We start from the raw sequence: 23,197 nt of genomic DNA on the forward strand, positions 1-23,197 counted from the left end.
ACCTTACCCCAGCCTCCCGCAGCTTCTACAGTACAGTCGACCGTTTATTGGATTCCCACACCATAAAACGAGTTATATCCAGACGGGCTGATCTTGAAGCCTGTGACGTTATTACGGATCGGCTGGAAGACCGTCGAATGGGCAATCGGTGTGATCGGTACAGCGTCTTTGAGCAGGTGCTGCGCCTGTTTGTACAGCTCAATACGACGGCCCTGATCGGCGGTGGCTTTGGCTTCCCTAATCAACGCGTCGTAAGGCTGGTCGCACCACTTGGAATAGTTGTTGCCATTCAGCGCACTGCACCCAAACAGGGTGCCCAACCAGTTGTCCGGGTCACCGTTGTCGCCGCTCCAGCCAATCAATATTGCGCCGTTTTCACCCTGCTTGGCGCGCTTGTTGTACTCGCCCCATTCGTAGCTGACAATCTTCGCCTTAATCTCGATCTTGGCCCAATCGGCCTGAATCATCTCAGCCATCAACTTGGCGTTGGGGTTGTACGGACGTTGCACAGGCATTGCCCACAATGTGATTTCGGTGCCCTCTTTGACTCCGGCTTCCTTGAGCAGTTGTTTGGCCTTGTCAAGGTCGTACGGCGCGTCCTTGATCGTGGTGTCGTAAGACCACTGCGTCGGCGGCATGGCATTGACCGCCAGTTGGCCCGCACCTTCATACACTGCGTCGATGATGTTCTGCTTTTTGATCACCATGTCCAAAGCCTGGCGGACTTTCAGCTGGGCCATTGGATTGGGCTCGTCACTGCCTTTGATCTTAGGCGAGACGTTATAGGCGAGATAACCGATGTTGAACCCAGCTTGGCTCGGCAGGACGAGGTTCTTGTCAGCCCTGAGCGACGCCAGATCCGCCGGACGCGGATAGTAACTGACCTGGCACTCGTTTTTTGCCAGCTTCTGGATACGCACAGACGGGTTTGGTGTAATCGCAAAGATCAGGTTATCGAGTTTGACGTCTTCCGGTTTCCAGTACGTCGGGTTACCGGTAAAGCGAATATTGGAATCTTTCTGGTAACTCTTGAACACGAACGGACCGGTACCAATCGGTTTCTGGTTCAGGTCTTCTGGTTTGCCTTGCTTGAGCAGTTGCGCGGCGTACTCGGCAGACTGGATCGAGGCAAAGCTCATGGCCATGTTCTGGGCGAATGCCGCATCCACGGTTTTCAGACGAAACTGAACGGTATGCTCGTCCACTTTGGTAATGCTGACGATGCCGGTATCCATGCCCATGTCCGTAAAGTACGGGAACTCGGTCGGATAGGCGGTACGGAACGGATGGTCTTTAAGCAGCATGCGGTTGAAAGTGAACAACACGTCATCGGCATTGAAGTCGCGGGTCGGTGTGAAGTAAGGCGTGGTGTGAAACTTGACGCCTTCGCGAAGGTGGAACGTGTAAGTCAGCACGTCCGCTGACACATCCCAACTGCTAGCCAGCCCCGGAACCAGCGTGGTACTGCCCCGTTCGAACTGGGTGAGGCGGTTGAAGATGGTCTCGGCCGATGCGTCGAAATCGGTACCGGTCGTATATTGGGCGGGGTCGAAACCGGCCGGGCTGCCTTCGGAACAATATACTAGGGTGGAGGCAGCTTGCGCGAACGGCGCGCACGCAATCAGTCCTGCACTGAACAGGAATGGGATGATGGTGTGTTTAAACATGAAGGTCTCGGTTATTGTCATGAATTGGAAAAGAGCGGCGCCCTCTACCCTGCACACTTAGATGGAGCAGCTGCTCTTGCCGTGCTTTTCCAGATAACGCTGATGCTCTTCACTGGCCGATGCAAAGTGCCCCAGAGGCAGCACGCCGGTCACGACCGGCTTATTCAATTGGCCGGATTCATCCAATGAACGTTTGGCGGCCTGCGCCAGCTCTTGTTGTTCGGTGTTATGAAAGAAAATTGCAGAGCGATACTTGGCGCCAATATCACTGCCCTGGCGATCAACTGAAGTCGGGTTATGCAGACCCCAGAAATGCTCGATTAACTGCGTATACGCCAGTGTCTTGGGGTCGAATTCGATTTGCACTACTTCTATTTGCAACAGTCTATCGTCAGTCGGCGAAGCCAGACCCACGCGGGTGTCGACCACACCCTCAAGTGCACGAAACGACGCCTCGGCGCCCCAGAAACAGCCTGCACCGAACGTGGCTTTTTCACTATTGCTCATGCCTGACCTCTTATTATCGAAATTACTGAAAGTGCGCCGTCCAGCCCCGCCCCTTTAACTAGGGCCGACGCAGCGACGGTGGAGTATGGTGACAACTCAATAAGAGCCAAAAGACTTTTTTACGCTAACCTTATTAGATTTTTACTAAAGACTAAGAGAGTTTTAAGAGTCGTGTATCACACTGTATCAAGAAGCACTTCAGGTACAGTGTGATACTTGATAGTTAGTTGCTCCATATGAAATCCCCCCGTGTGGCTGGCTCAAATAAATTTGAGCTTGCTTGGCAATTACCATCGCGGAAGTGTGTGTGTTGCGTTTCTTTGTAAGCGTCCGGCCAAGACGCCCCCCTCGAAATCACAATCAGTCGGGACTTTCGAAACCCGTCTACCAACATAGCTGTCGCAGAGAAATTTCAAAATTTTTGAACCGAGGTTAATCTTCTGCGAAATTGCGCTCCACTTGACCACCCGTTTGCATTCGACCTGACCAGTCACTTGCATCGTTCTGACCAGCAATTGCATCGGATTTGACCAACACGCGTTGTAACCATGATCGGCAGAGAACGGCCAATAGCGGTCAGTCGAGAATGTGCTTTAAAAGCCACGAAATGGTACGAATAATCAGCCGTGTCACTTCCTCAAAACCACCACTCATTTGATTTTCGGATATCTGATGTTCACGGTTAGTGGATACCGAAGGAGTGATGAATGACGCAGCATAGCTGCTCGTCGCGTGACGCCATTCTTATCTGCTCAGGAATTTTCATGGTGCTTTCGTTCAGCTATGGCAACAATCTTTCAAGCGCTCAGATTGCAGCCCGCCGTGCGTGTGTCTGCATGACCAAGGAGGGCCGAGCATGAACACTCATCTTCATGCGTTAGTCGTTGGAGCCAGCGGCATCATCGGTAATGCGGTGGTGGAGACCTTGGTGGCAGATCCGCAATGGAGTGTCCGCGCCCTGCGTCGTAGTCTGAACCCGGATGTCGATTCCATCGAGTGCGACCTCACAGATGCAGCAGCTACCAACGCCGCACTGGGGGATGTCAGCGATATCACCCACGTTTTTTTCGCGGCTTACCAGCCCAATGGCAATGCTCTCATTGAGGCACAGACCAATGCGGCGATGTTGCGCAACGTCCTCGACGGTTTGAAAGCCGCTGGAGCCAACGTTCAGCGGGTCGTGCTGTACCAGGGCGCGAAAGTATACGGCGGCCACTTGGGCGGGCCGGTTCCTACGCCGTTTTACGAAGATGCGTCTCGGCATCTGGCGGCGAATTTGTATTTCGCCCAGGAAGACGTCCTGCGTGAACGCCAGCTCGCCGGCGAGTTGGAATGGTCAATTCTGCGGCCGGATGCCGTATTGGGCGACATCGCTGGCAATCCTTTCAATATAGCCATGGTCATCGGTGCTTACGCGGCACTGTGCCGCGAATCCGGCGTGCCACTCAAATTCCCCGGTTCGCCCCACACCTATCGTGGCATTTACGCTCAATTAACAGATGCCCGCTGGCTTGGACGCGCAAGCCTATGGGCCGCAACTGCCGATAGTGCTCGCAATGAAGCCTTTAACTTGGTAGGTGAACCGTTCCGCTGGAATCACCTGTGGAAGAAGCTGGGTGAAGCCCTTGACCTGCCGATCGATGAGCCACAACCGATGTCGATGAGCACGCACATGGCTGATCAGGCATATGTTTGGCAGCACCTCGCAAAGAAACACGACTTGCAACCCATACCATATGCACAGTTAGTGAACTGGGGGTTTGGAGACTTTGTATTCAACTTCCAACAGGACCTGCTTTCGGATATGGGCAAGATTCGCCGTGCCGGTTTCACGGAGCCTATGCACACTGAAGTCGCGTTGCTCGAAATGATCGCTAGCTTGCGAGCAAAACGTTTTCTACCGTGATGATTTTGTTGCACAGTCACTAAAGCTTTACTCCACTACACCGCTACGCCAGGATGTTGAGGTCCTGGCGGCTTACCTTCCTCCTGCCCGAGCAACTTTTGCTCCTCCCATCTATAGAAAGGCGTTCAAGCCCCGCTGGACGGCAGGCCGAGCTTCGATGGCGTGAAACCAATCTGACAGCCGTGAATGGCTTTTCCAGTCCAAACGGTCGCGAACAGATGAAGCAATCGTAAATGCAGAAATATCGGCCATAGAGAAAAAATCTCCAGCCATGAATTCCTCTGTGAGAAAACTTTCCGCGAAAATGAGCTGCTCGATGACGCGCTTGTCTATCACGGTGGCGGCATCATCCATTCCCGCTTGGCGCAGGAAGAATGCCGCGTGGCTAGGAGCGATAACGTCAGTCACGAAAAAGAAGTAGCGATCAAAAACTCTGACAGATTCGTGGTCAGGCAACATCGGCGCCAACCGGCCGGGGGCTTTGGCATCCGCGTATTGGATAATTGCGTTGGATTGGTTAACGACCAACGCGGGCGTCAGCGTATGGTCGACCAGCGTCGGGACTTTACCAGCTGGGTTAAGGGCCTTGTAAGGCATATCGCGCTGCTCATGGGCCCATAGATCCACTTTTCTGGCTGTATAGGCAATGCCTGCCTCTTCCAGTGCGATTGCGGCCCGGAAACTATTCCCCGTGTTAGCGCCATACAACTCTATCAAATTGTTCATAAGACACTCTTTTAGCGTTCAAAGTCCCAGCGGTGAATCAATCGCTGTGGCGCGACCAAAATGCGGTGGCGACGGCCAGACCCTGGGCCAGGAACTGGTTGGTAGCGGCGTCGTTTACACTGCCGTCCGCATTGCGGGTGTAGGTGTCGATGAGTCGCTGAAACAGCTCGGTGTTCTGGCTGCCGCCCGACTTGATACCGGCGTAGTACTCATCAAGCGATAGGCTGCCATCGCCAGACTTGTCGAAGGTCTTGAACATGATTTGGGCGTTGGCGTCGCTGACTCCAGCGCGATTTAGCTGCTTCACGAAATGGCTGAGATCGAGATCCTTGCCGTCGCCTGCTTGAACGAAAAGCTGTGGCGCCCAAGCCTCGCTAAGCGGCATGGAGCTTTTGTCTACTCCAACTTTGATGATGCCGAGACGCACGCCCTCATTCCCTTCCTCAACGGTAAGAGTGATGTTTTTCTCACCTCGGGCGTAAGCGGCAAGCCCCGGAAATTTCTCTGCATCAACCTGAGAGGCAGAATTCTTCGCCGCCTCGCTTAGGGTCACTACAGTGGATGGAGATGGTTCGTTGACAACGTCGGCTGGACGGTCAGTATTTGTACTTACATCGGTTGTCAGGGGTGTCGGCCTAGGAGTAGCCGAGGCTTGTTGAGAGTATGTAGCGGCTGCATTGCTGACGCTTGAGACTGACATGCTGGAAGACCCCACCATCGAGCTTACGTTGGACTATCAACAACATTGATAGCGATCGCTATCATTAAGGAGAATCTACCAGCTCAATGAAAAAATCAGCAAAGTTTTTTTTCTTTTTGGGGAGCGGCATATCGAATTCACGCGATTGAATAGAACAGCATCCGTTATGGTCTACGCGCGTTACAGCTGAACTCACCTGTTGCCGCTCAAAGGGACAGCATCACCTCTGAAAGAAACTCAGTGAATAGCCGGACTTTTTGCGAAGGAACCCGTCCTGCTGGGTAAACGGCATTGACTTCAATTGAATCCAGCAGCCAGTCCGGCAAGACCGAAATCAGTTGCCCAGAGTCCAACTCAGCTTCACATATCCAAGCAGACGCAATGGTCAATCCTAGCCCCGAACATGCGCTGGCCAGGGCAGCCTCTGCCGAAGCGACACGGATACGCGGTGACATCTTCACCACCGTCGATACGCCATCACGGCTGAAATTCCAGCCTGGACTTGCTGACCCGCCAGGGCCTGCAATGCAGTGAAAATTCACCAGATCCGATGGATGCTGAGGAGTGCCCACGGCATCCAAAAACGATGGCGAGGCAACCAACAACCTGTGCTCAATCGCGAGTCGCTTGAAACCAAATGACGAGTCTTCCAATTCGCCAAAACGGATCGCCACATCAGCGCCTTCAGCGACTAGATCATGCATTCTGTCCAACGTCAGAAGCTCCAGTTTCAGCTCAGGATGGATTGCCAAAAATTTCGGCAACTGGGGGATGACAATCCTTCCCGCCAGGATGGAGGGCAGCGCCACTCGCAGTACACCTTTCAGGCTGTCCATCCCCATTGCGACGTGGTCGGCCTCCTCCAGATCAAACAGAATCTGCCGTGCTTTTTGCAAAAAAACCTGTCCGGCCTCCGTTGGCACAATTCGACGGGTACTACGCAGCAACAGCCGCGTATTTAATCTTGATTCGAGTTCAGAAATTATTCGGGAGATGGAGGGCTGAGATAAACCAAGCTCCCGGCCTGCTGCCGAAAAGCTCGCTGTCTCAGCCGCTCTAACGAACACCTTCAACTCTTGGAAACGATCACTCATTTTGATCTCGGATAGGTGATATTCAAAATCACCCGATAGTCTCCATTTTGCGAATACCGCACCATTCTTCAACACGCTCTGCGCCGCGCTGTGATGCACAAGCGTGGTGAGCTAAAACGTCACCACAGAGGAATGAAGATGAAAGTATTTGTCACTGGAGCATCGGGGTACTTAGGCGGTTCCATCAGCCACCGCTTGGTCGAAAGCGGACATGAGGTTATCGGTTTGGTAAGGACGCCTGCACAAGCTGAATGGTTGGAAGCGCGCGGCATTGCTGCGCAGATCGGAACGCTTGATGACGCCGATTTGCTTCAAGAGGTCGCGCGCTCCGCCGACGCCACTATCAATGCCGCGAACTCAGATCATTACTTCTCCATTCGAGCATTGATCACTGCGTTGGCCGGTACCGGGAAAACTCTCATCCATACCAGCGGAGCCAGCATCGTCTGTGACGACGCGATGGGAGGTGAACCCAGTCAGGCCATTTACGGAGATGATCAGCCTTTCACACCCATGCTGCACCGCGTTCCCCGCATTGAAATCGATCGGATGGTCAGGACTGCTGGCGTCAACCAAGGTCTGCGCGCATTTGTAATCAGCCCGTCGACGGTTTACGGCAACGGCCTAGGCATGAAGGTCGTGAGTGACCAATTACCCAAAATCGTTGCGAAATCCAAAGAACTGGGTGCCGGGGTTTACGTCGGCAGCGGCAAAACGATCTGGTCCAACGTCAACATCAACGACCTTGTGGATCTTTACCTTTCAGCCTTGGAACGCGCGCCATCCGGAGCATTTTTCTTTGCAGAGAATGGTGAAAGCACCTTCGAATCAATCGCGCGCGCAGTGAGCAAGTCCCTTGGCTTCGAAGGCAAAACCATAAGTTGGGACATTAATGATGCGATGTCTGAACTGGGTGGTTTCGCTCGGATTGCGCTGGCGACAAACGCACGTGTACGCGCCATCAACGCGCGCAAGCTTTTGGCTTGGCAACCCAGTGGTCCGTCGCTTGAGCAAGCAGTTGAACAAGGGCTCTGATTAACAAACCGTCTCAGCGATGCAAATCGCTGAGACTTAGGGGCCTGATCAACCTTTATCGCTATCCCAGCCTCCTCCCAGTGCTTTGTAGATCGCAACGATCGCACGGTATTGATCGGTTTCGCCGAGCGCCTGAGCATCCTCGGCGTTGAGGCGCTCACGCTGTGCGTCCAATAACACTAGATAATCCACGGTCCCTTCTTTGTATTGGATGGCTGCCAGATCAGCTGCTGCACGGCTCGACTCACTCTGCCGGATCAACGATAGCAGCCGTTGTTGGCGTTTTCCGTAATCACTGAATGCGTTCTCCGACTCTTCCAGAGCCAGCAACACTTGTTGCTCGTAGGTGGCCAAGGCGCCTTCGGCGTCAGCGTCGGCGCCACGAATGCGTGCGCGAACGCTGCCCAAGTCAAATGCCGCCCAGGTGATGCTTGGTCCGAGCCCCCAGGCTCTGGCAGCACTGGAGCCAATCTGCGAACCTCGGCCGGCGGTGAAACCCAAAAAGCCACTCAAGCTCACCCTCGGAAACAGGTCTGCGGTGGCCACGCCGACATCCGCAGTGGCGGAAGCCAATCTGCGTTCGGCAGCGAGCACGTCCGGACGACGGCGCAGCAATTCGGCTGGATCACCGATTGGCAGCGCTTTCGCGATGGCCGGCAGGTCCGCAGGGGCCAACGATACGCTGAGTTTATCCGGGCGCTCACCCAACAGCGTGGCGATGCGGTTTTTCTGCCGCACCTGCTCCGCTTGTAGCTGAGGAACAGTTGCCTCGACAGCAGCCAGACGCGCATCGGCGCGCACTACATCGAGTTCATTACCGACTCCGGCATCGCGCAGACTAACTGTCACAGTGCGCGAGTCCTGTTGATTCTTCAGGTTCGCCAAGGCGATTTTTTCTCGCAGTTGGGCGCCGCGCAATTGTCCGTAGGCGTCCACCAATTCGGCGATCATCGTCACGCGCAGTTGGTATAGATCGGCCGCTGCTGCGCCCTCCTGCGCATTACTGGACTCCAGTTGACGCTGGATACGCCCAAACAGATCGACTTCCCAAGCCATGTCCAAACCAAGATCGTAACGTTCCTGATTGACTCGGCGTTCCGTTTGGCCCGGCACTTGAGCCCGCCCTTGCTCGCTACTAATACGGCTTGTGACCACCGGCAAATTGTCATTGCTGACGTCATCGCGTATCGCCCGTGCCGCCTTCCAGCGAGCGAACGCAACACGAAGATCGCGGTTACCTTGCAGGGATTTGCTCACTAACTGATTGAGCGTGGGGTCATCGAACTGTTGCCACCATACCGTTTCAAATCGCGACTGATCGTACTGGCTGGTGTGCGCTGCCGCGATCGTCGCGGGAGCGGTATCGGGTGCCTTGTAGTCCGGGCCTACCGTGCAGGCAGCGAGGGCTAGAACCAGGAGGCTGGGTAAAAAAAGCTTAAGAGTGTTCATCAGTGTGCCTCCGGATTCGAAGCGTGGGCTTGCTCAGCCTTGCCAACCTTGCGGGCGTTTTTGCGTTCGATGTAGCGACGGATCAACACGAAGAACACGGGTGTCAGTAGCAAGCCGAAGAAGGTCACGCCGAGCATCCCGGAGAACACCGCAACGCCCATGGCACGGCGCATTTCCGATCCGGCACCGGTCGATGTCACGAGCGGAATCACACCCATGATGAACGCAAACGAAGTCATCAGGATCGGGCGCAGACGCATACGGCAGGCTTCAAGCACCGCGTCCAGCGGCGACAGCCCTTGATCCTGTTTGTCCTTGGCGAACTCGACGATCAGGATCGCGTTTTTGCACGCCAGGCCCACCAGTACGATCAGGCCAATCTGGGTGAAGATATTGTTGTCGCCTTTGGAAATGATTACCCCGGCAATCGCCGACAGCAGGGTCATCGGCACGATCAGGATCACCGCTAACGGCAGGCTCCAGCTTTCATACAATGCGGCCAGTACTAGGAACGCCAGCAACACGCAGAGCGGGAACACCAGCAGCGCGGTGTCGCCGGACAAAATCTGCTGGAACGTGAGGTCAGTCCACTCGTAGGTCATGCCGTTGGGCAGTTCTTCTTTCAGCAGTTTTTCAATCGCAGCCTGGGCCTGGCCGGAGCTGTAGCCCGGTGCCGCGCCGCCGTTGATTTCCGCCGTGATGAAGCCGTTGTAGTGCATCACCCGGTCCGGGCCGGAGGTCGGCGTGACCTTGACGAAGGTCGCCAGCGGGATCATCTCGCCACGGTCGTTGCGCACCTTCAACTGGCCGATTTGTTCAGGCTCCTGGCGGAACTGCTGTTCAGCCTGGACGTTGACCTGATACGTGCGACCAAATCGGTTGAAGTCGTTGGCGTACAGCGAGCCGAGATAGACCTGCAAGGTATCGAAAATATCGCTGATGGCCACGCCGTGAGTCTTGGCTTTCTCGCGATCGATGTTTGCTTCGACCTGCGGAACGTTGACCGTGTAGCTGGTGAACAGGTTGGCCAATTCCGGCACCGAGCGGCTTTTGGTGATGATGTTCATGGTTTCCTTGTACAGCTCGTCGTAGCCCAGGTTGCCCCGATCCTCGATCTGCAAACGGAAACCACCAATGGTACCCAGGCCTTGTACCGGTGGTGGCGGGAACACCGCGATGTAGGCGTCCTGGATGCTGCCGAACTTGGCATTGAGTGACGCTGAAATCCCCATCGCTGACAGACTCGGATCAGTCCGCTCTTCAAAATTGCTCAGGCCAATAAAAGCAATACCAGCGTTCGGGCTATTGGTGAAGCCGTTAATCGATAGGCCAGGAAACGCCACGGCGCTGTCGAAGCCCGGTTCGTTCATGGCGATGGTGCTCATGCGCCGGATCACGTTTTCAGTGCGGTCCAGGCTGGCGGCGTCTGGCAATTGGGCAAAGGTCACTAGGTACTTCTTGTCTTGCGTCGGCACGAACCCGGTTGGGGTGGTGCTGAAGCCCATGTAGGTCATTGCGATCAGGCCAGCGTAAATCAGCAACGCGACGCTGCTGCCCCGAATAATCTTGGCCACTGCCACTACATAACCGTGGCTGGCCTTTTCGAAGAAGCGGTTGAAAGGTTTGAACAACCAGCCACCTAGCAAACGATCGAGCACTTTCGAGAAGCGATCCTTCGGCGCGCCGTGGGCCTTGAGCAATACCGCCGCCAGTGCCGGCGAAAGGGTCAGCGAATTGAATGCCGAAATGACTGTCGAGATGGCAATGGTTAACGCGAATTGCTTATAGAACTGCCCGGTGAGGCCAGAGATGAACGCCGCAGGTACGAATACCGCACAGAGCACCAGTGCCGTGGCGATGATTGGCCCGGTCACTTCGCCCATGGCTTTCTTGGTCGCTTCGATCGGCTCCAGCCCGCCCTCGATATTTCGCTCGACGTTCTCCACCACTACGATCGCATCGTCGACCACGATACCGATGGCCAATACCAGTCCGAACAGCGACAAGGCGTTAAGCGAGAATCCGAGCAGGTGCATCACGGCAAAGGTACCGATCAGCGAAACAGGTACCGCGACCAGGGGAATGATCGAGGCGCGCCAGGTTTGCAGGAACAGGATCACCACCAGCACCACGAGAATCAGGGCTTCGAACAGGGTGTGGACCACCGCCTCAATCGAGCTACGAACGAAGATAGTCGGGTCGTAAACGATCTCGAAATCCATGCCTTCCGGAAAGTTTTTCTTCAGCTCGGCCATTTTCGCCCGCACCTGGTTAGAGATGTCGATGGCGTTGGAACCGGGGCGCTGGAAAATCGGCATCGCTACCGCTTCCTGGTTGTTCAGCAAGGCGCGCAAAGCGTACTGGTTTGAGCCGAGTTCAACTCGGGCGATGTCCTTCAGGCGCGTTATTTCGCCGTTGGCACCGCTGCGAATGATCACGTTTTCAAACTCTTCTTCAGTGACCAGCCGTCCCTGGGAGTTGATCGACATTTGGAAACTGGTGGCATTCGGCGCCGGTGGCGCACCGAGTTGCCCAGCAGCGACCTGACGGTTTTGCTCACGCACCGCGTTGACTACATCAGTTGCGGTCAGATTGCGCGAGGCGGTCTTGTTCGGGTCGAGCCAAATACGCAGTGAATAGTCGCCCATACCGAACAACTGCACATCGCCGATACCGTTCAGACGGGCCAATTCATCCTTTACATTGAGGATCGCGTAGTTCGACAGGTAGAGCATGTCGTAGCGCTTATCCGGCGATACCAGATGCACCAGCAACGTCAGCTCAGGCGAGGCCTTGTCGACGGTAATACCGATGCGAGTCACTTCTTCCGGCAGCTTTGGCTCGGTGCGGGTCACGCGGTTTTGCACTTGGACTTGGGCGTTGTCGAGATCGGTGCCGAGGGCGAAGGTCACTGTCAGAGTCAGGCGACCGTCAGCGGTTGATTGCGAGGACATGTACAGCATGTTCTCTACGCCAGTAATGGCTTGCTCCAGTGGAGCAGCCACCGTTTCCCCAATAACTTTTGGGTTGGCACCCGGATAGTTGGCGTGGACCACCACGGTCGGAGGAACCACCTCGGGGTATTCGCTGATGGGCAATTGGAACAGCGAGATAGTGCCAGCAATTAAAATCAGCAGAGACAGTACGGCGGCGAAAATTGGCCGCGTAATGAAGAACTGGGAAAATTTCATGTCAGATCTCCATTAACCGCGAGGCGAAATCGCAGTTTCCGTCTTCACCAGTTCGGGTGATTTGACAGAGACGGGCGACTGGATGACGGGACGATTACTGGCTTCAATTGCCTGACGCTGGCTCGCCAGTGTGGCAACCGTTTCCGGGCTAGCCATTGGCGCATCCTGCGGATCAATCACCGCGCCAGGACGAACGCGCTGAAGGCCGTTGATGACAATGCGATCTTCTTTCTGCAAACCACTGCGAACGATGCGCAGCCCCTCAAGCTTTGGCCCCAGATCGACGCTGCGATAGACAGCTTTGTTGTCTTTATCGACGACCAGCACAAACTTCTTGCCGAGGTCAGTCCCCACCGCTTCGTCTTTTATCAGCAAGCCGGGGTAGGCAGCGCTGCCGACTAACTTCAACCGGGCATACAGTCCGGGGGTGTACTGACCGTCAGCGTTATCGAACACCGCGCGGCCGCGAATAGTGCCGGTTTTCGAGTTGACCTGGTTGTCGACAAAGTTCATCTGCCCGACGTGGCTGTTGCCCTCCTCGTCTGACAGGCCCATGTATACCGGAGTGGCTTGACCGCGCTGCCCTTGGCGGGAAAGCAGACTGTATTTAAGGAACATGCGCTCGTCAGCATCGAAATAGGCGTAGACCTTATCGGTGGAGACAACGCTGGTAAGCGGCGTGGTGTCAGCGGTGACGATGTTGCCGGCGGTGATTTCCGCCCGACTGACTCGACCGGTGATCGGTGCGGTAACGCGGGTGAAACTGAGGTTCAAGCGTGCGAGATCCAGCTGCGCCTGAATGGCATCGACACCGGCCCGGGCTTCTTGTGCAGTGGTAGTGCGAGTGTCGGCTAACTCTGCGGAAATCGCATTGCTGCTCAACAAGCGTTGGCCGCGCTGAGCTTCGTTGCCTGTGCGAACCAAAGTTGCTCGGGCTTGTTGCAGCTGCGCTTCGATGCGATGGACTTCATGTTCGAACGGACGTGCATCAATCTGAAACAGCAAATCACCTCTTTTTACCAGCGCACCATCGGTGAAGGCCACACGGTCGATCTGACCCGAAACCCGAGGACGAACCTCGACGGTTTCTGGCGCCTCCAGTCGAGCGGTGACTTCATCCCACTCGGTGATGGGCTGTTCGAGCACCTTGGCAACGGTGACGTGTGGCGCTGCTGAAGCCAACGCTGCATCAGGTGTGCGGTCACACGCCGCCAGAACTGTCAGGGCCAACGCAGCAAGAGGATAACGCAAAGGTTTTAGTGACTGTTCCATGGGATGTGTCCGCCAGACGGGTTTAGGGATTTGTGGATTCTCGGCCTCACGCGAGGCCTCGACGAATTGAACGGAGTGAACTTAGATATCACTATTAATGATATGCGTCATGTTTAAAGCCGAAAGAAGAATTGGCCCTGTTCAACCCTTGGTATCCGCAAGAGCAACACAAACAGAATCAAGCGCCGGGCCCAGCATTTGCGCTGCACTTAAAGCTCTAGGCGTTGGCACCATTGTGCGACCATTGCGCTCAAACAATGGGTCGTTGAACAGCCTACGAAGTCGGATCAACGCAGCGCTCACCGCTGGCTGGCCGAGCGATAGCCTCTTACCTGCACGAGTTAAGTTACGTTCCTGGATGAGCGTTTCGAAGACAACAAGCAGATTCAAATCGATACTGCGCAGCTCATTACGTTTCATGGGACAGATCCCCGTATAGATTTGACTAGAGTCGCAGACTCGGGACGCACCTAGCATCGCGGAGGCGCGATAGACGTTCGTCTACGACGTTATATGATCACCGTAATCAATGCTAGCATCGTAGCAAACCGGTTCAAGCAGGTTCGCCTGTCCTAGAGGAACACCTCATGAAAGTTACGAAAGAACAAGCGGCGGCGAATAAGGAGGCGATCCTCACCGCTGCATCCCGCCTATACCGCGAAAAAGGTATAGATGGGATTGGCATTGGTGAACTCTCACGATCAGTGGGTCTGACCCATGGCGGATTTTACGGACAGTTTCCTGGCGGAAAGGAACAGCTAGCATCGGAAGCCGTCAGCAGAACCTTCGAGTCAAACATCCAGGAGTGGCAGAGCGCAAAATCCATCTCGGAACTCATACAGGGTTACTTGACGCAAGCGCATCTGGATAACTGGATGGAGGGCTGCCCCATCCCCGCTTTAGGTGCAGACGTCGCTCGCACTGGCGGTGCAGTCAGCAGTGCGTTTACCAAAGGTATTGAGGACTTGATTGAAACGCTGATGGCGCTGGTCAAAGGCGAAACTCATGACGAGAAGTACCGGGAATCTCTTCGCATACTGTCCTCAATCGCTGGTGCAATGCTGATTGCCAGAGCGCTGGACAGCCCTCAATTATCTGAACAGTTCTTGCAGTCGGTCATCAGTGGCTGGCCTGCCGCTCCTGAAAAAAAGAGCGGGCTGTAAAGCGCCGCTCAAAGGATGAAAACTAAACCCCGAGGAACATCATATGAGTCTTCCTGGGCTTATCAGGTATGGAACGGCACCCACATCATCTTCACTTCGACATTCAGCAGGCCTGACTTAACCGTTGGATCGTCAGTGCCGATCTTGATGGCTTCTTCGAGGTCAGCGGCCTTGAAGATCGTCATGCCGCCGTCTGCCAGCACACCGTTGAGGCCACCGGCTTTCTCCATGAACGGCCCGCTGAGCACGGTGAGACCTTTCTCCTGCATTTCGATCATGTAGCCCACGTGATCCATGAACCCAGGCTGTTCGTTGTACCTAACGCCTTGAACCCAGTTCGGGCCCGGCGATTGGAAGGCGACAAAGTAGTGCGGGCCGTTTTCGTCAATCATGATTTTGTACTCCAGAGGAAAAGGGGGATCGAGAGCAGTTCCTACCAATCAGGTATGGAACGGCACCCACATCATCTTCACTTCAACGTTCAAAAAGCCGGACTTAACCGTTGGATCGTCCGTGCCGATCTTTGTGGCTCCTTCGAGATCCTTCGCCTTGAAAATCGTCATGCCTCCGTCTGCCAGCACGCCATTAAGGCCTCCAGCCTTTTCCATGAACGGGCCGCTTAGCACGATCAGGCCCTTCTGGTGCAATTCGATCATGTAGTTCACATGATCCATAAACTCAGGTTGTTCGTTGTATTTGACGCCCGGAACCCATTTTGGGCCAGGGGTTTGGAAGGCGATGAAATAGTGTGGGCCGTTTTCGTCAATCATGGTTTTGCACTCCAGAAGGATAGTTTGTTTCAAAAGAAAGGTTATTGAGAGAGCAGAAAGTCATGTCCAGCCAGGGGACCGCCGGCTTGTTGCATTCTTCCACCCTCCTTGAGTCCCCCGAGATCGACGGTGCGAAAGCCAATTCTCTGAATGAACTCGGTCACGAACGCCTTGGCTTCGCTGTCATCGCCAGACACGAACAGCACCCTTCGGCCTTGGTTGTGGACGGGGCCAGCATTGAAGTTAGCCATTTCAAGATTGTTGAACGCCTTGATTACCCGTGCGCCCGGCGCCAGTTCAGCAACAATCTCACTCGCACCACGCCCTCCAAGATCGTCAAACACCCACTTTGGGGTGGTCTCCAAAAACGGGTTAGTGGCGTCAATCAGGATTCGGTTGTTCCATGCTGGCATTCCACTGAGAACTGTCTCGATCGTCGTCCAAGGCGTCGCCAATAGCACCACTGGAGTTGCGGCAGCTTCGGCGAGGGTGACGACGGAAGCCTTAGGCCCCAACTGCGACAGTGCATCGCCCAATTTAGTCGCTCCGCTGCGGTTACTCAGCAAGACCTCATGGCCCTGATCAATCGCGTGCTTAGCAATGGACAGCGCCACAGTACCCGAGCCCAACATCCCAATTTTCATAAAAGCGACCTCATTAGCAATGCATTAAATCGGGGAAAATGTTTTTTTGGAGTGATCACTCCGATATGCAATACTATGGCGATGGAAATCCCCTCGTCAAGGAATATTGGAGTGATTGAACCAAAATTATCTGAACCCAAAAAACGTGGTCGCGGCCGCCCATCGAATTTCGACCGGGCGACTGCCGTGCACCAGGCAATGAAATTGTTTTGGGAGTCGGGCTACGAGGGCACATCCTTCGAAAGCCTGATTGCGGTGATGGGAATCAGTGCGTCGAGCTTTTACAACTCGTTTGGGGGTAAAGAGCAGCTCTACGCAGAGGCGACTAATGCCTATCTGGCAGCGTCAGGTGAGTGGTTTCTCGGCATCTTGAATGATGCTACTGACACGCGAACCGCCTTCAGACGATTGATGGAGGCGACCGCTACTGAGTTCACCCGAGACGATCTACCCTCTGGCTGCATGATTTCCGTAGCATGCGTTCACGTTCCTCCGGCGTTGCATTCGGTTCGCGAAATGATGACCGAGCACAGATCGATGGCACGCCATGCAATGGAGGCGAGGATTCAGCGCGGCATCGATGAAGGTGACGTGTCCGCCGACACCAATGTCAAAGCATTAGCCGCCTACTTCAATGTGCTGGCCCGAGGATTGGCTGTGCAAGCCAGAGATGGTGCAACTTCTGACCAACTTCTGGAGATCGTGCAGGTCGCCATGCAAGCGTTTCCAGCTGGCCCAGAGCTTTAGTCTGGCCCTCTAAGCCACGGATTGTTCTGGAACTCTTCCACTAGGAAATCCACCATCACGCGGGTCTTCTGTGGGATCCAGGATGAGGCAGGCATCACCGCATAGATGGGAACGAAAGCGGCGTCGTAATCTGTCAGGAGCCTAACCAATCTACCGGCCTCCAGATCCTCGCCGCAGGCCGACAATGGCGCTCTCAAAACTCCAAGCCCTGCGATCGCGGCTTCGCAAAGCGCTTCAAACACGTTCACCCGATAGGATCCCTGAACTTCAACCGACACTATCTCACCGTTGACATCGCTGAACGTCCACTCGAAAGGCGTCGGGTTGCGCAGGTAAATCAGGCACGGTACGCGAGCCAAATCGCGAGGATGAAGAATCGCTGGATGGTCCTCCAGGAACGCCGGCGAGGCTACAGTGACCGGTTGCAGAGCACCAAGTTTTCGCGCTTGGTGAGAGCTATCTTTCATTTCGCCAACGCGGATAGACACGTCTACGCCATCGCGAATCAGATCTGTCGCCGAATCACTCAGGAAATGCTCCAACACAATGTCGGGGTAGCGCTGGAAAAAGCGCGGCAGTAACGGAGTCAATTGCTTTCGCCCGAGCAGAATTGGTGTAGCGATACGTAAGGTTCCTGAAGGCGTCTGACGGGTATTGAATACATCTCCTAAAGCCATGGCGTATTGCTCAAGAATAAGCTTCGCCTGCTCATAAAACCGCTCACCGGCATCGGTCAAAAACAACCGGCGGGTGGTACGTGAAAATAGCTTCGCCTGTAACTGTTTTTCCAAATCGGTAATTTGCTTGCTGACCGTAGATTGACTGATCGACAGCTCAATCGCCGTGCGCGAAAAGCTGCCGATCTCGACAACCCTCACGAAGATTTCTAACGCCGAAAATCTGTCCACACCGCCCCTCTACCGCTGTCATACCCGGCCTGCATATATATTCCGGCCGGCGATAAATTTTATCGCCGCCCAACCAATTATCACTTTTGAACCGCTCTATTAGTCTGGCTCTGCGCAACGCCCTTAACATTCAGTTTTATGGAGTCAGTCATGACCATCAGCATCTACGGCGACAGTGGTTCCGGCAGTTTTCGCCGCGTATGGACCGCTGCAAAACACATGGGCATTCAGTTCGAACATATCCCGGTCGACTTGTTGAAAGGCGAAAGCCAAGCGCCGGAATTTCTGGCGATCAGCCCGGTCGGTCGCGTACCGGTATTGGTCGATGGCGATATCGTCATCTCTGAAGCTTCGGCCATCAACCTCTACTTGGCGGAGAAATTCGACTCGCCGCTGTTGCCCAAAGGCACCGCCCGGTATGAAACCTTGCAGTGGATGTTCTGGTCCGCTGAACACTGGCGCGTATTTTCCTCCTACCTGTTCAACGAACGCATCGGCAAACGCGTGATGGGCGTGGCGGAAGACCCGACTATGGTCGAGTTCATTTTCACCAACATCCGTAGCAACGCCGCCATGCTCGACAAACACCTCGAAGGCAAAAAATTCATCGTCGGTGAACAGGTGACGCTGGCGGACTTCGATATCGCAGCACCGTTCTCGCAGATGGCCAGAACCAAAACGCCGTACGATGAATTCCCGAACATCATGGCCTGGCAGCAACGCCTGCTGGATGAAGTTCCGGCCTGGAAAGAAACAAAAGAGCTGCTGGACGATCGCATGGACCGCGCGTTTTCCGCGTTTGGTATAACGTTCTGATCTGACTGTGTGGGGGGCGCCGAACATCGGCGCCTCATCAACCAAACGGTCAGTGAGCCCCGTTGATCTCCAACAACACCTTGCCGCCTTTTTGAGTGTGGACGATGGCGTCCTTGAAGGCTGCCAGCGGATACACCTTTGCCACCGGTACTTGCAAACTTCCGGATCTGATCAACTCGACCGCTTCATGCAATATTTCAGGCACTTTCACCCTGAACGCGGGTTTGTTCTGATAAAAGTTGTGCATCGTGATGCTCTTTCTCATCAGCGGCCTGAGATCTCCCGGTGCAGACATGTCGCCGCTCATTTGTGCGTAGTTGACCAACGATCCCCCAGCCGATAACGCGCTAACCAAACGCGCAGTCGCCACTCCGCTGATGCCGCAGAGCGCCAAGCGCACGGCACCGTCACCGTCACCGACCATCTCTTGCACGCGCTCAGTCGCATCATTTTCATCCACCAACACGATGTCTCCACCCGCCGCTTCCACCTCAGCGACTTGCTCCTGTCGCCGCACAAAATTTACCGTCCGTAACCCGCGCCCCTTGGCGATGGCGATCACCGCCCTGCCCACCCCGGAGTTCGCGCAATTCTGCACCACCCAATCGCCGGGTTTTAGGTCAACGAATTCACTCAGCAACAGTGCTGCTGTGGGCGGATTGATACGCAACATGGCGAGCTGCTGAATATCCGCGTCCACGGGCAAAGCGAAGAGATCTGCGGCGGGAATAACCATCCGCTCGCGCCAGGTAAAGCTATAGAGCGGTGGCGTCACGCGATCCCCGACCTTTACATTGTTCACGCCCGCTCCAACGACCAACACGATACCGACGCCTTCGTTGCCGACAACACTCGGTAACGGCGGATGCACCGGAAACTTACCGCCAAACAACAGTAAATCGTTGTGGTTAACTGGGGCGAACTCGACACCGATCAACACCTCGCCCGGTCCGGGTGGGGGTGGCTCAGCGATGTCGACCAACTCCAGACTTTCGAGGGGGTCGCCGTAAGCGTTGATCTGGATCGCTTTCATGTTGGAGTACCTGCTGAGGGTTTAAATATCCATGCCGGACACCTATCATAGTGATCGCCCGCAAAAGTATCCATTCTATTGGAGGCGATCACAATGAATGGATCAGTGTAGTTCAGGAGTGATGCGTGAAGGTTTCAAAAGAACAAAATGCTTACAACCGTGAAGCGCTCATTGCTTCGGCTTCCAGCCTGTTCCAGACGCAGGGCTTCGCCGCCACTGGCGTCGCGCAAATCAGCGAAGAGGCGGGACTGACCCAAGGTGGTTTTTACGGACATTTTAAATCTAAGAGCCGGTTGGTCGAAGCTGCTTGCCGGAAAGCTATGGCCAACGGTCGCGACTCATGGCGCGCCATGATGGGCCCGGCTGCGAACGACTTGGAAACGCTAATTGACGCCTATGTGTCCCCCGAGCACGTCGAGGCCGTCGCTGAGGGCTGTCCCATGGCTGCGTACACATGCGAAATCAAAAGTCAGGATGACGCAGTCCAAAACACTTTCACCCACGGTTTTGAGGACATGGTCGCAATCCTCCAGGAAGTGCTGGCTCGGGATTTCGCGGATGAAACTGCTCGTCGCGAAGCATTGTTTTTCATGTGCAGTATGGTCGGCAGTGTCGCCATCGCGCGGGCGACCAAAACCACGAACCCTCTGCTTGCTGATGAAATCATTACGGCGACTAGAGAGAATCTGAAGGCGGTTGCCAACTCAGCCGGTTCCTAAGCATTTGACAGCTCGGAGTGAGTCAGATGGGCTACCGCTGTCTCCAGAATTTCAGCTGACAGCGCTGGGCGCGATGCCATTCTCGACAAGGTGAGCGCCCCCATCATCGTGCACATCGCGACGAGTGCACGAGCGCGTTCCGACTCGCCTTTCTCAGATTTGGACTGAGCGACCAATAACTCGATGATCCTTTCCAGACCTTGGGTCGCGACCTGCTTTACCTGCTCGTTGCTCCGGACCAGTTCGCTCCCAAGCGCCGCATAGGGGCAGCTTTGCTCCAAGGCATCCCGGTGTAGAGGCGAAAGGTAATGGCCCACGATTGCATCAAAGCCTCCGTCGTCAGCGACCTTCTCCAGCTCTGACATTAGTCCGTCAACTGCTGCGCCGCATGCCTCTGCCACGACCTGATCCTTGGATTGAAAGTGGCGGTAGAAGCCGCCGTGCGTCAGGCCCGCCGCAGACATCAAACCAGAAAGTCCCGTCCCGCCAATACCGTTCTTGCGAAACTCGACGCTGGCAGCATCAACGATTCGTTGCCGCGTCTCGCTGGTTTCCTGCCGTGATTTGCGCATGCCAAAAATCCTGATCAATGGTGTTTGACTTAGATGTTACTTAACATCTATATTTATTACGAGAGTAATATTTAAGCTTTTGCACCATAACCTGAGGCTACCAACATGACGCAAGCTACCATTCTCGTAACAGGCGCTACTGGGTACACCGGTCGTAGAACTGTTGAAATCCTCACCTCTAAAGGTGTTCCGGTCAGAGCCCTAGTGCACAAGGAAGATGAACGTTCGGCAGAGCTTCATGCAATGGGCGCCGAAGTGGTGCTCGGTGATCTGCTGGATTTGAACGCCGTGCGCAGCGCACTTCAAGGTGTTCGCACCGCGTACTTCGTATACCCAATTACCCCAGGCTTGATTGATGCGACTGCTCGTTTCGCCCAAGCAGCGAAGGAAGCCGCCGTCGAAGCCGTCGTCAACATGTCGCAGATTTCCGCTAGACGCGAAGCCAAGAGCAATGCGGCGCTTGATCATTGGACGGCAGAGCGGGTTTTCGATTGGTCAGGACTGGCAATGACTCACCTACGCCCAACCTATTTTGCACAGTGGCTGATCTATCCCCATTTCCGCTCGCACATCTTGGAAAAAGGTGAGATCCGCCTACCATTTGGTGAAGGCCGCCACACCCCAATCGCCGCTGAGGATCAAGCCCGTCTGATTGCCGCCATTCTCGAAAATCCGAGCCAACATGAAGGCCAAACCTACACCCTGCATGGCCCTACCGAGTTGAATCAGCAAGGTGTCGCCGACGCTATCGGCGAGGTGCTGGGGCGCAAGATCGCCTATCAGCAAATCAGTCTTGAAGAATATAAACACGAACTGCTTGAAGCAGGTTTACCTCCATTCGTCGTTCAACATCTGGTCGAAGTAGCGTTGGATTACCAGCATGGTGTGTTCGAAGGCGAAGACAAGATCATTCGAGAAGTCACCGGACAAGCGCCAATGACCGTGCAAGAGTTCGTCACTCTTTACAAAGATCTGTTCGACGTATGAAGACGGTGAGTTGAGCCTGTGTCATGCGCAGGCTCATCCTCTCTGAAAAACTTCGCGCTTGATCACGTTGATCGCGGGGCGCCCCGATGACGACGTTCTGCCTTGACACATTCATAGTGACCGCCTTCAATAAATCATGAAGGCTATTGCTCGTTATCTGTTGCTGAGCAATCGCAGGTGCTGCTGGATTTCCATTGAACTGGAAACCCATTCCCAAGTGGCTGATTTGCACTGGAACAAAACGGGGAATAAAAATGAAAAGCCTCAAGCGCAGTGAGTTGTCACGCCGCGACGTACTCAAGCAATCCATGCTCTTGGCAGCAGCAATGGCGGCGATCAATCATGGCTCCGCTTGGGCAGCCACCTCAGAGTCGCCGGCACCTCTCAGTAACCCAAAACTCGCATCAGGTTTCACTGAAAAAATCGTATTGAGGGAAAACCATCGAATCTACGTTCGCGACTATCCCGGCAAAGAACCTGCTTATGTCCTACTGCATGGCTTTCCCGATAACTGTCGTATCTACGAAGACTTGGCGCCACGCCTGAGCGCCGCTGGCAGACGCGTCATCGCTTTCGATTTTCTTGGCTTCGGCGCGTCCGACAAACCAACAAACTTCCGGTACGATTTTGAACAGCAATTGTCCGACTTCAACGCTGTAGTCAATGATCTAAAATTGAATTCAGTCATCCCTGTTGGGCACGACGCAGGGGGTCCGGCAGCGGTTAACTTCGCACTGGACAATCAGGACCGCGTTGCCTCTCTCATACTGCTCAACTGTTATTACGCAAACGCCTCAGTATTGGCCTTTCCCGACTTCATTGAACTGTGCTGCAATCCGAAAACCAAGCTTTTGGCCCACGCGATGATGACGGACCCTAAGCAAGCAGCTTACCTCTTCAATTTTCAGCAGGGCCTACTGTTGGCCAACATGACGCCGGCAATGAGGACGCGCTTCGAAACGGTGTTGCAACCTATCATTGCGCACAACTTCACCCAGCAGCCGAGTGCAATGCCCGCCTTCCTGGCCATGACCGGGAATGCGTACGCAAACCTTGCGGCAAATGACCGGCGCCTTCCTGAACTGGCTAAATTCAATAAGCCGGTCAAACTGATCTGGGGTGGTCTGGACAAGTACCTCAACACTGCCGTCGCTAAAGATATCGCCGCCCATTGTCCCCACGCGACGCTGACGACACTCGATGCAGAACATTGGCCGCAGTTCGATCTGCCTGACGAGGTCGCCAAGCACATGCTGGCCTGACCCGACCGGCCGTGTTCATGTCATGCTGA

At 54.8% G+C, this 23,197-nt stretch carries 23 protein-coding genes; 8 read left to right on the forward strand and 15 right to left on the reverse strand.

Annotated elements, in window-relative coordinates:
- Positions 1-44 precede the first annotated feature (44 nt).
- Entirely contained in the window at positions 45-1,667 is a 1,623-nt protein-coding gene (locus KGB21_RS20000; protein WP_223506478.1) for an ABC transporter substrate-binding protein, read from the reverse strand.
- 57 nt (positions 1,668-1,724) lie between these two features.
- A complete protein-coding gene (gene msrA / locus KGB21_RS20005) occupies positions 1,725-2,174 on the reverse strand; it encodes a peptide-methionine (S)-S-oxide reductase MsrA (RefSeq protein ID WP_223506479.1) in 450 nt (149 codons plus the stop codon).
- Positions 2,175-3,030: 856 nt separating this feature from the next.
- Here msrA and KGB21_RS20010 point away from each other — a divergent pair.
- The gene (locus KGB21_RS20010) at positions 3,031-4,080 is read left to right on the forward strand and encodes an SDR family oxidoreductase (RefSeq protein ID WP_223506480.1); all 1,050 of its coding nucleotides are present in this window, start codon (positions 3,031-3,033) and stop codon (positions 4,078-4,080) included.
- A gap of 111 nt (positions 4,081-4,191) precedes the next feature.
- On the opposite strand, the gene KGB21_RS20015 is transcribed toward KGB21_RS20010, so the two are convergent.
- The 3 genes from KGB21_RS20015 to KGB21_RS20025 form a co-directional block, all read right to left on the reverse strand.
- Complete coding sequence (locus KGB21_RS20015) at positions 4,192-4,806, reverse strand: glutathione S-transferase family protein (RefSeq protein WP_223506481.1); 615 nt, start codon at positions 4,804-4,806, stop codon at positions 4,192-4,194.
- Between the two features lie 37 nt (positions 4,807-4,843).
- Positions 4,844-5,233, reverse strand: a complete 390-nt coding sequence (locus tag KGB21_RS20020; RefSeq protein WP_223506482.1) for an EF-hand domain-containing protein — start codon at positions 5,231-5,233, stop codon at positions 4,844-4,846.
- A gap of 479 nt (positions 5,234-5,712) precedes the next feature.
- Positions 5,713-6,600, reverse strand: a complete 888-nt coding sequence (locus KGB21_RS20025) for a LysR family transcriptional regulator (RefSeq protein WP_223506483.1) — start codon at positions 6,598-6,600, stop codon at positions 5,713-5,715.
- Between the two features lie 138 nt (positions 6,601-6,738).
- Between KGB21_RS20025 and KGB21_RS20030 the strand changes: the two genes are divergently transcribed.
- Complete coding sequence (locus KGB21_RS20030; protein ID WP_223506484.1) at positions 6,739-7,635, forward strand: NAD-dependent epimerase/dehydratase family protein; 897 nt, start codon at positions 6,739-6,741, stop codon at positions 7,633-7,635.
- A 48-nt stretch (positions 7,636-7,683) separates the two neighbouring features.
- On the opposite strand, the gene KGB21_RS20035 is transcribed toward KGB21_RS20030, so the two are convergent.
- The 4 genes from KGB21_RS20035 to KGB21_RS20050 form a co-directional block, all read right to left on the reverse strand.
- Positions 7,684-9,084, reverse strand: a complete 1,401-nt coding sequence (locus KGB21_RS20035; RefSeq protein WP_223506485.1) for an efflux transporter outer membrane subunit — start codon at positions 9,082-9,084, stop codon at positions 7,684-7,686.
- The gene (locus KGB21_RS20040; RefSeq protein ID WP_223506486.1) at positions 9,084-12,275 is read right to left on the reverse strand and encodes an efflux RND transporter permease subunit; all 3,192 of its coding nucleotides are present in this window, start codon (positions 12,273-12,275) and stop codon (positions 9,084-9,086) included. The genes KGB21_RS20035 and KGB21_RS20040 overlap by 1 nt, the downstream gene beginning before the upstream one ends.
- Before the next feature lie 12 nt (positions 12,276-12,287).
- On the reverse strand, positions 12,288-13,547 hold the full coding sequence (gene mexE, locus KGB21_RS20045) for a multidrug efflux RND transporter periplasmic adaptor subunit MexE (protein ID WP_223506487.1): 1,260 nt from the start codon (positions 13,545-13,547) through the stop codon (positions 12,288-12,290).
- 141 nt (positions 13,548-13,688) lie between these two features.
- Positions 13,689-13,967: a LysR family transcriptional regulator gene (locus tag KGB21_RS20050; protein WP_092280725.1), complete on the reverse strand. Its 279-nt coding sequence runs from the start codon at positions 13,965-13,967 to the stop codon at positions 13,689-13,691.
- A 167-nt stretch (positions 13,968-14,134) separates the two neighbouring features.
- Between KGB21_RS20050 and KGB21_RS20055 the strand changes: the two genes are divergently transcribed.
- On the forward strand, positions 14,135-14,710 hold the full coding sequence (locus KGB21_RS20055; protein WP_150734413.1) for a TetR/AcrR family transcriptional regulator: 576 nt from the start codon (positions 14,135-14,137) through the stop codon (positions 14,708-14,710).
- Between the two features lie 62 nt (positions 14,711-14,772).
- On the opposite strand, the gene KGB21_RS20060 is transcribed toward KGB21_RS20055, so the two are convergent.
- The 3 genes from KGB21_RS20060 to KGB21_RS20070 are packed head-to-tail and all read right to left on the reverse strand — an operon-like array spanning position 14,773 to position 16,124.
- The gene (locus KGB21_RS20060; RefSeq protein ID WP_223506488.1) at positions 14,773-15,102 is read right to left on the reverse strand and encodes a YciI family protein; all 330 of its coding nucleotides are present in this window, start codon (positions 15,100-15,102) and stop codon (positions 14,773-14,775) included.
- Between the two features lie 48 nt (positions 15,103-15,150).
- The gene (locus tag KGB21_RS20065) at positions 15,151-15,480 is read right to left on the reverse strand and encodes a YciI family protein (protein WP_223506489.1); all 330 of its coding nucleotides are present in this window, start codon (positions 15,478-15,480) and stop codon (positions 15,151-15,153) included.
- Positions 15,481-15,521: 41 nt separating this feature from the next.
- On the reverse strand, positions 15,522-16,124 hold the full coding sequence (locus tag KGB21_RS20070) for an NADPH-dependent F420 reductase (RefSeq protein WP_223506490.1): 603 nt from the start codon (positions 16,122-16,124) through the stop codon (positions 15,522-15,524).
- Positions 16,125-16,235: 111 nt separating this feature from the next.
- Between KGB21_RS20070 and KGB21_RS20075 the strand changes: the two genes are divergently transcribed.
- Positions 16,236-16,871, forward strand: coding sequence for a TetR/AcrR family transcriptional regulator (locus KGB21_RS20075; protein WP_223506491.1), 636 nt, complete (start codon positions 16,236-16,238; stop codon positions 16,869-16,871).
- Here KGB21_RS20075 and KGB21_RS20080 read toward each other — a convergent pair.
- On the reverse strand, positions 16,868-17,779 hold the full coding sequence (locus tag KGB21_RS20080; protein ID WP_150734415.1) for a LysR family transcriptional regulator: 912 nt from the start codon (positions 17,777-17,779) through the stop codon (positions 16,868-16,870). The two genes, KGB21_RS20075 and KGB21_RS20080, sit on opposite strands and share 4 nt — an antisense overlap.
- A gap of 150 nt (positions 17,780-17,929) precedes the next feature.
- Here KGB21_RS20080 and KGB21_RS20085 point away from each other — a divergent pair, with 150 nt between their 5' ends.
- Positions 17,930-18,595, forward strand: a complete 666-nt coding sequence (locus KGB21_RS20085; RefSeq protein ID WP_223506492.1) for a glutathione S-transferase family protein — start codon at positions 17,930-17,932, stop codon at positions 18,593-18,595.
- A 49-nt stretch (positions 18,596-18,644) separates the two neighbouring features.
- Here KGB21_RS20085 and KGB21_RS20090 read toward each other — a convergent pair whose 3' ends face one another.
- The gene (locus KGB21_RS20090) at positions 18,645-19,628 is read right to left on the reverse strand and encodes a zinc-dependent alcohol dehydrogenase family protein (protein ID WP_223506493.1); all 984 of its coding nucleotides are present in this window, start codon (positions 19,626-19,628) and stop codon (positions 18,645-18,647) included.
- Positions 19,629-19,753: 125 nt separating this feature from the next.
- On the opposite strand from KGB21_RS20090, the gene KGB21_RS20095 reads away from it, so the two are divergent.
- Positions 19,754-20,347 carry a TetR/AcrR family transcriptional regulator gene (locus KGB21_RS20095; RefSeq protein ID WP_223506494.1) on the forward strand — a complete coding sequence of 198 codons (594 nt, stop codon included), beginning with the start codon at positions 19,754-19,756 and terminating at the stop codon, positions 20,345-20,347.
- On the opposite strand, the gene KGB21_RS20100 is transcribed toward KGB21_RS20095, so the two are convergent.
- On the reverse strand, positions 20,344-20,919 hold the full coding sequence (locus tag KGB21_RS20100) for a TetR/AcrR family transcriptional regulator (protein WP_223506495.1): 576 nt from the start codon (positions 20,917-20,919) through the stop codon (positions 20,344-20,346). The genes KGB21_RS20095 and KGB21_RS20100 overlap by 4 nt on opposite strands.
- A 105-nt stretch (positions 20,920-21,024) precedes the next feature.
- Between KGB21_RS20100 and KGB21_RS20105 the strand changes: the two genes are divergently transcribed.
- Complete coding sequence (locus KGB21_RS20105; RefSeq protein ID WP_223506496.1) at positions 21,025-21,906, forward strand: NmrA family NAD(P)-binding protein; 882 nt, start codon at positions 21,025-21,027, stop codon at positions 21,904-21,906.
- A 254-nt stretch (positions 21,907-22,160) separates the two neighbouring features.
- The gene (locus KGB21_RS20110; protein ID WP_223506497.1) at positions 22,161-23,168 is read left to right on the forward strand and encodes an alpha/beta fold hydrolase; all 1,008 of its coding nucleotides are present in this window, start codon (positions 22,161-22,163) and stop codon (positions 23,166-23,168) included.
- Positions 23,169-23,197 lie beyond the last annotated feature (29 nt).

Source organism: Pseudomonas sp. GL-RE-29, assembly GCF_019947275.1.
Classification (GTDB): domain Bacteria; phylum Pseudomonadota; class Gammaproteobacteria; order Pseudomonadales; family Pseudomonadaceae; genus Aquipseudomonas; species Aquipseudomonas fluorescens_A.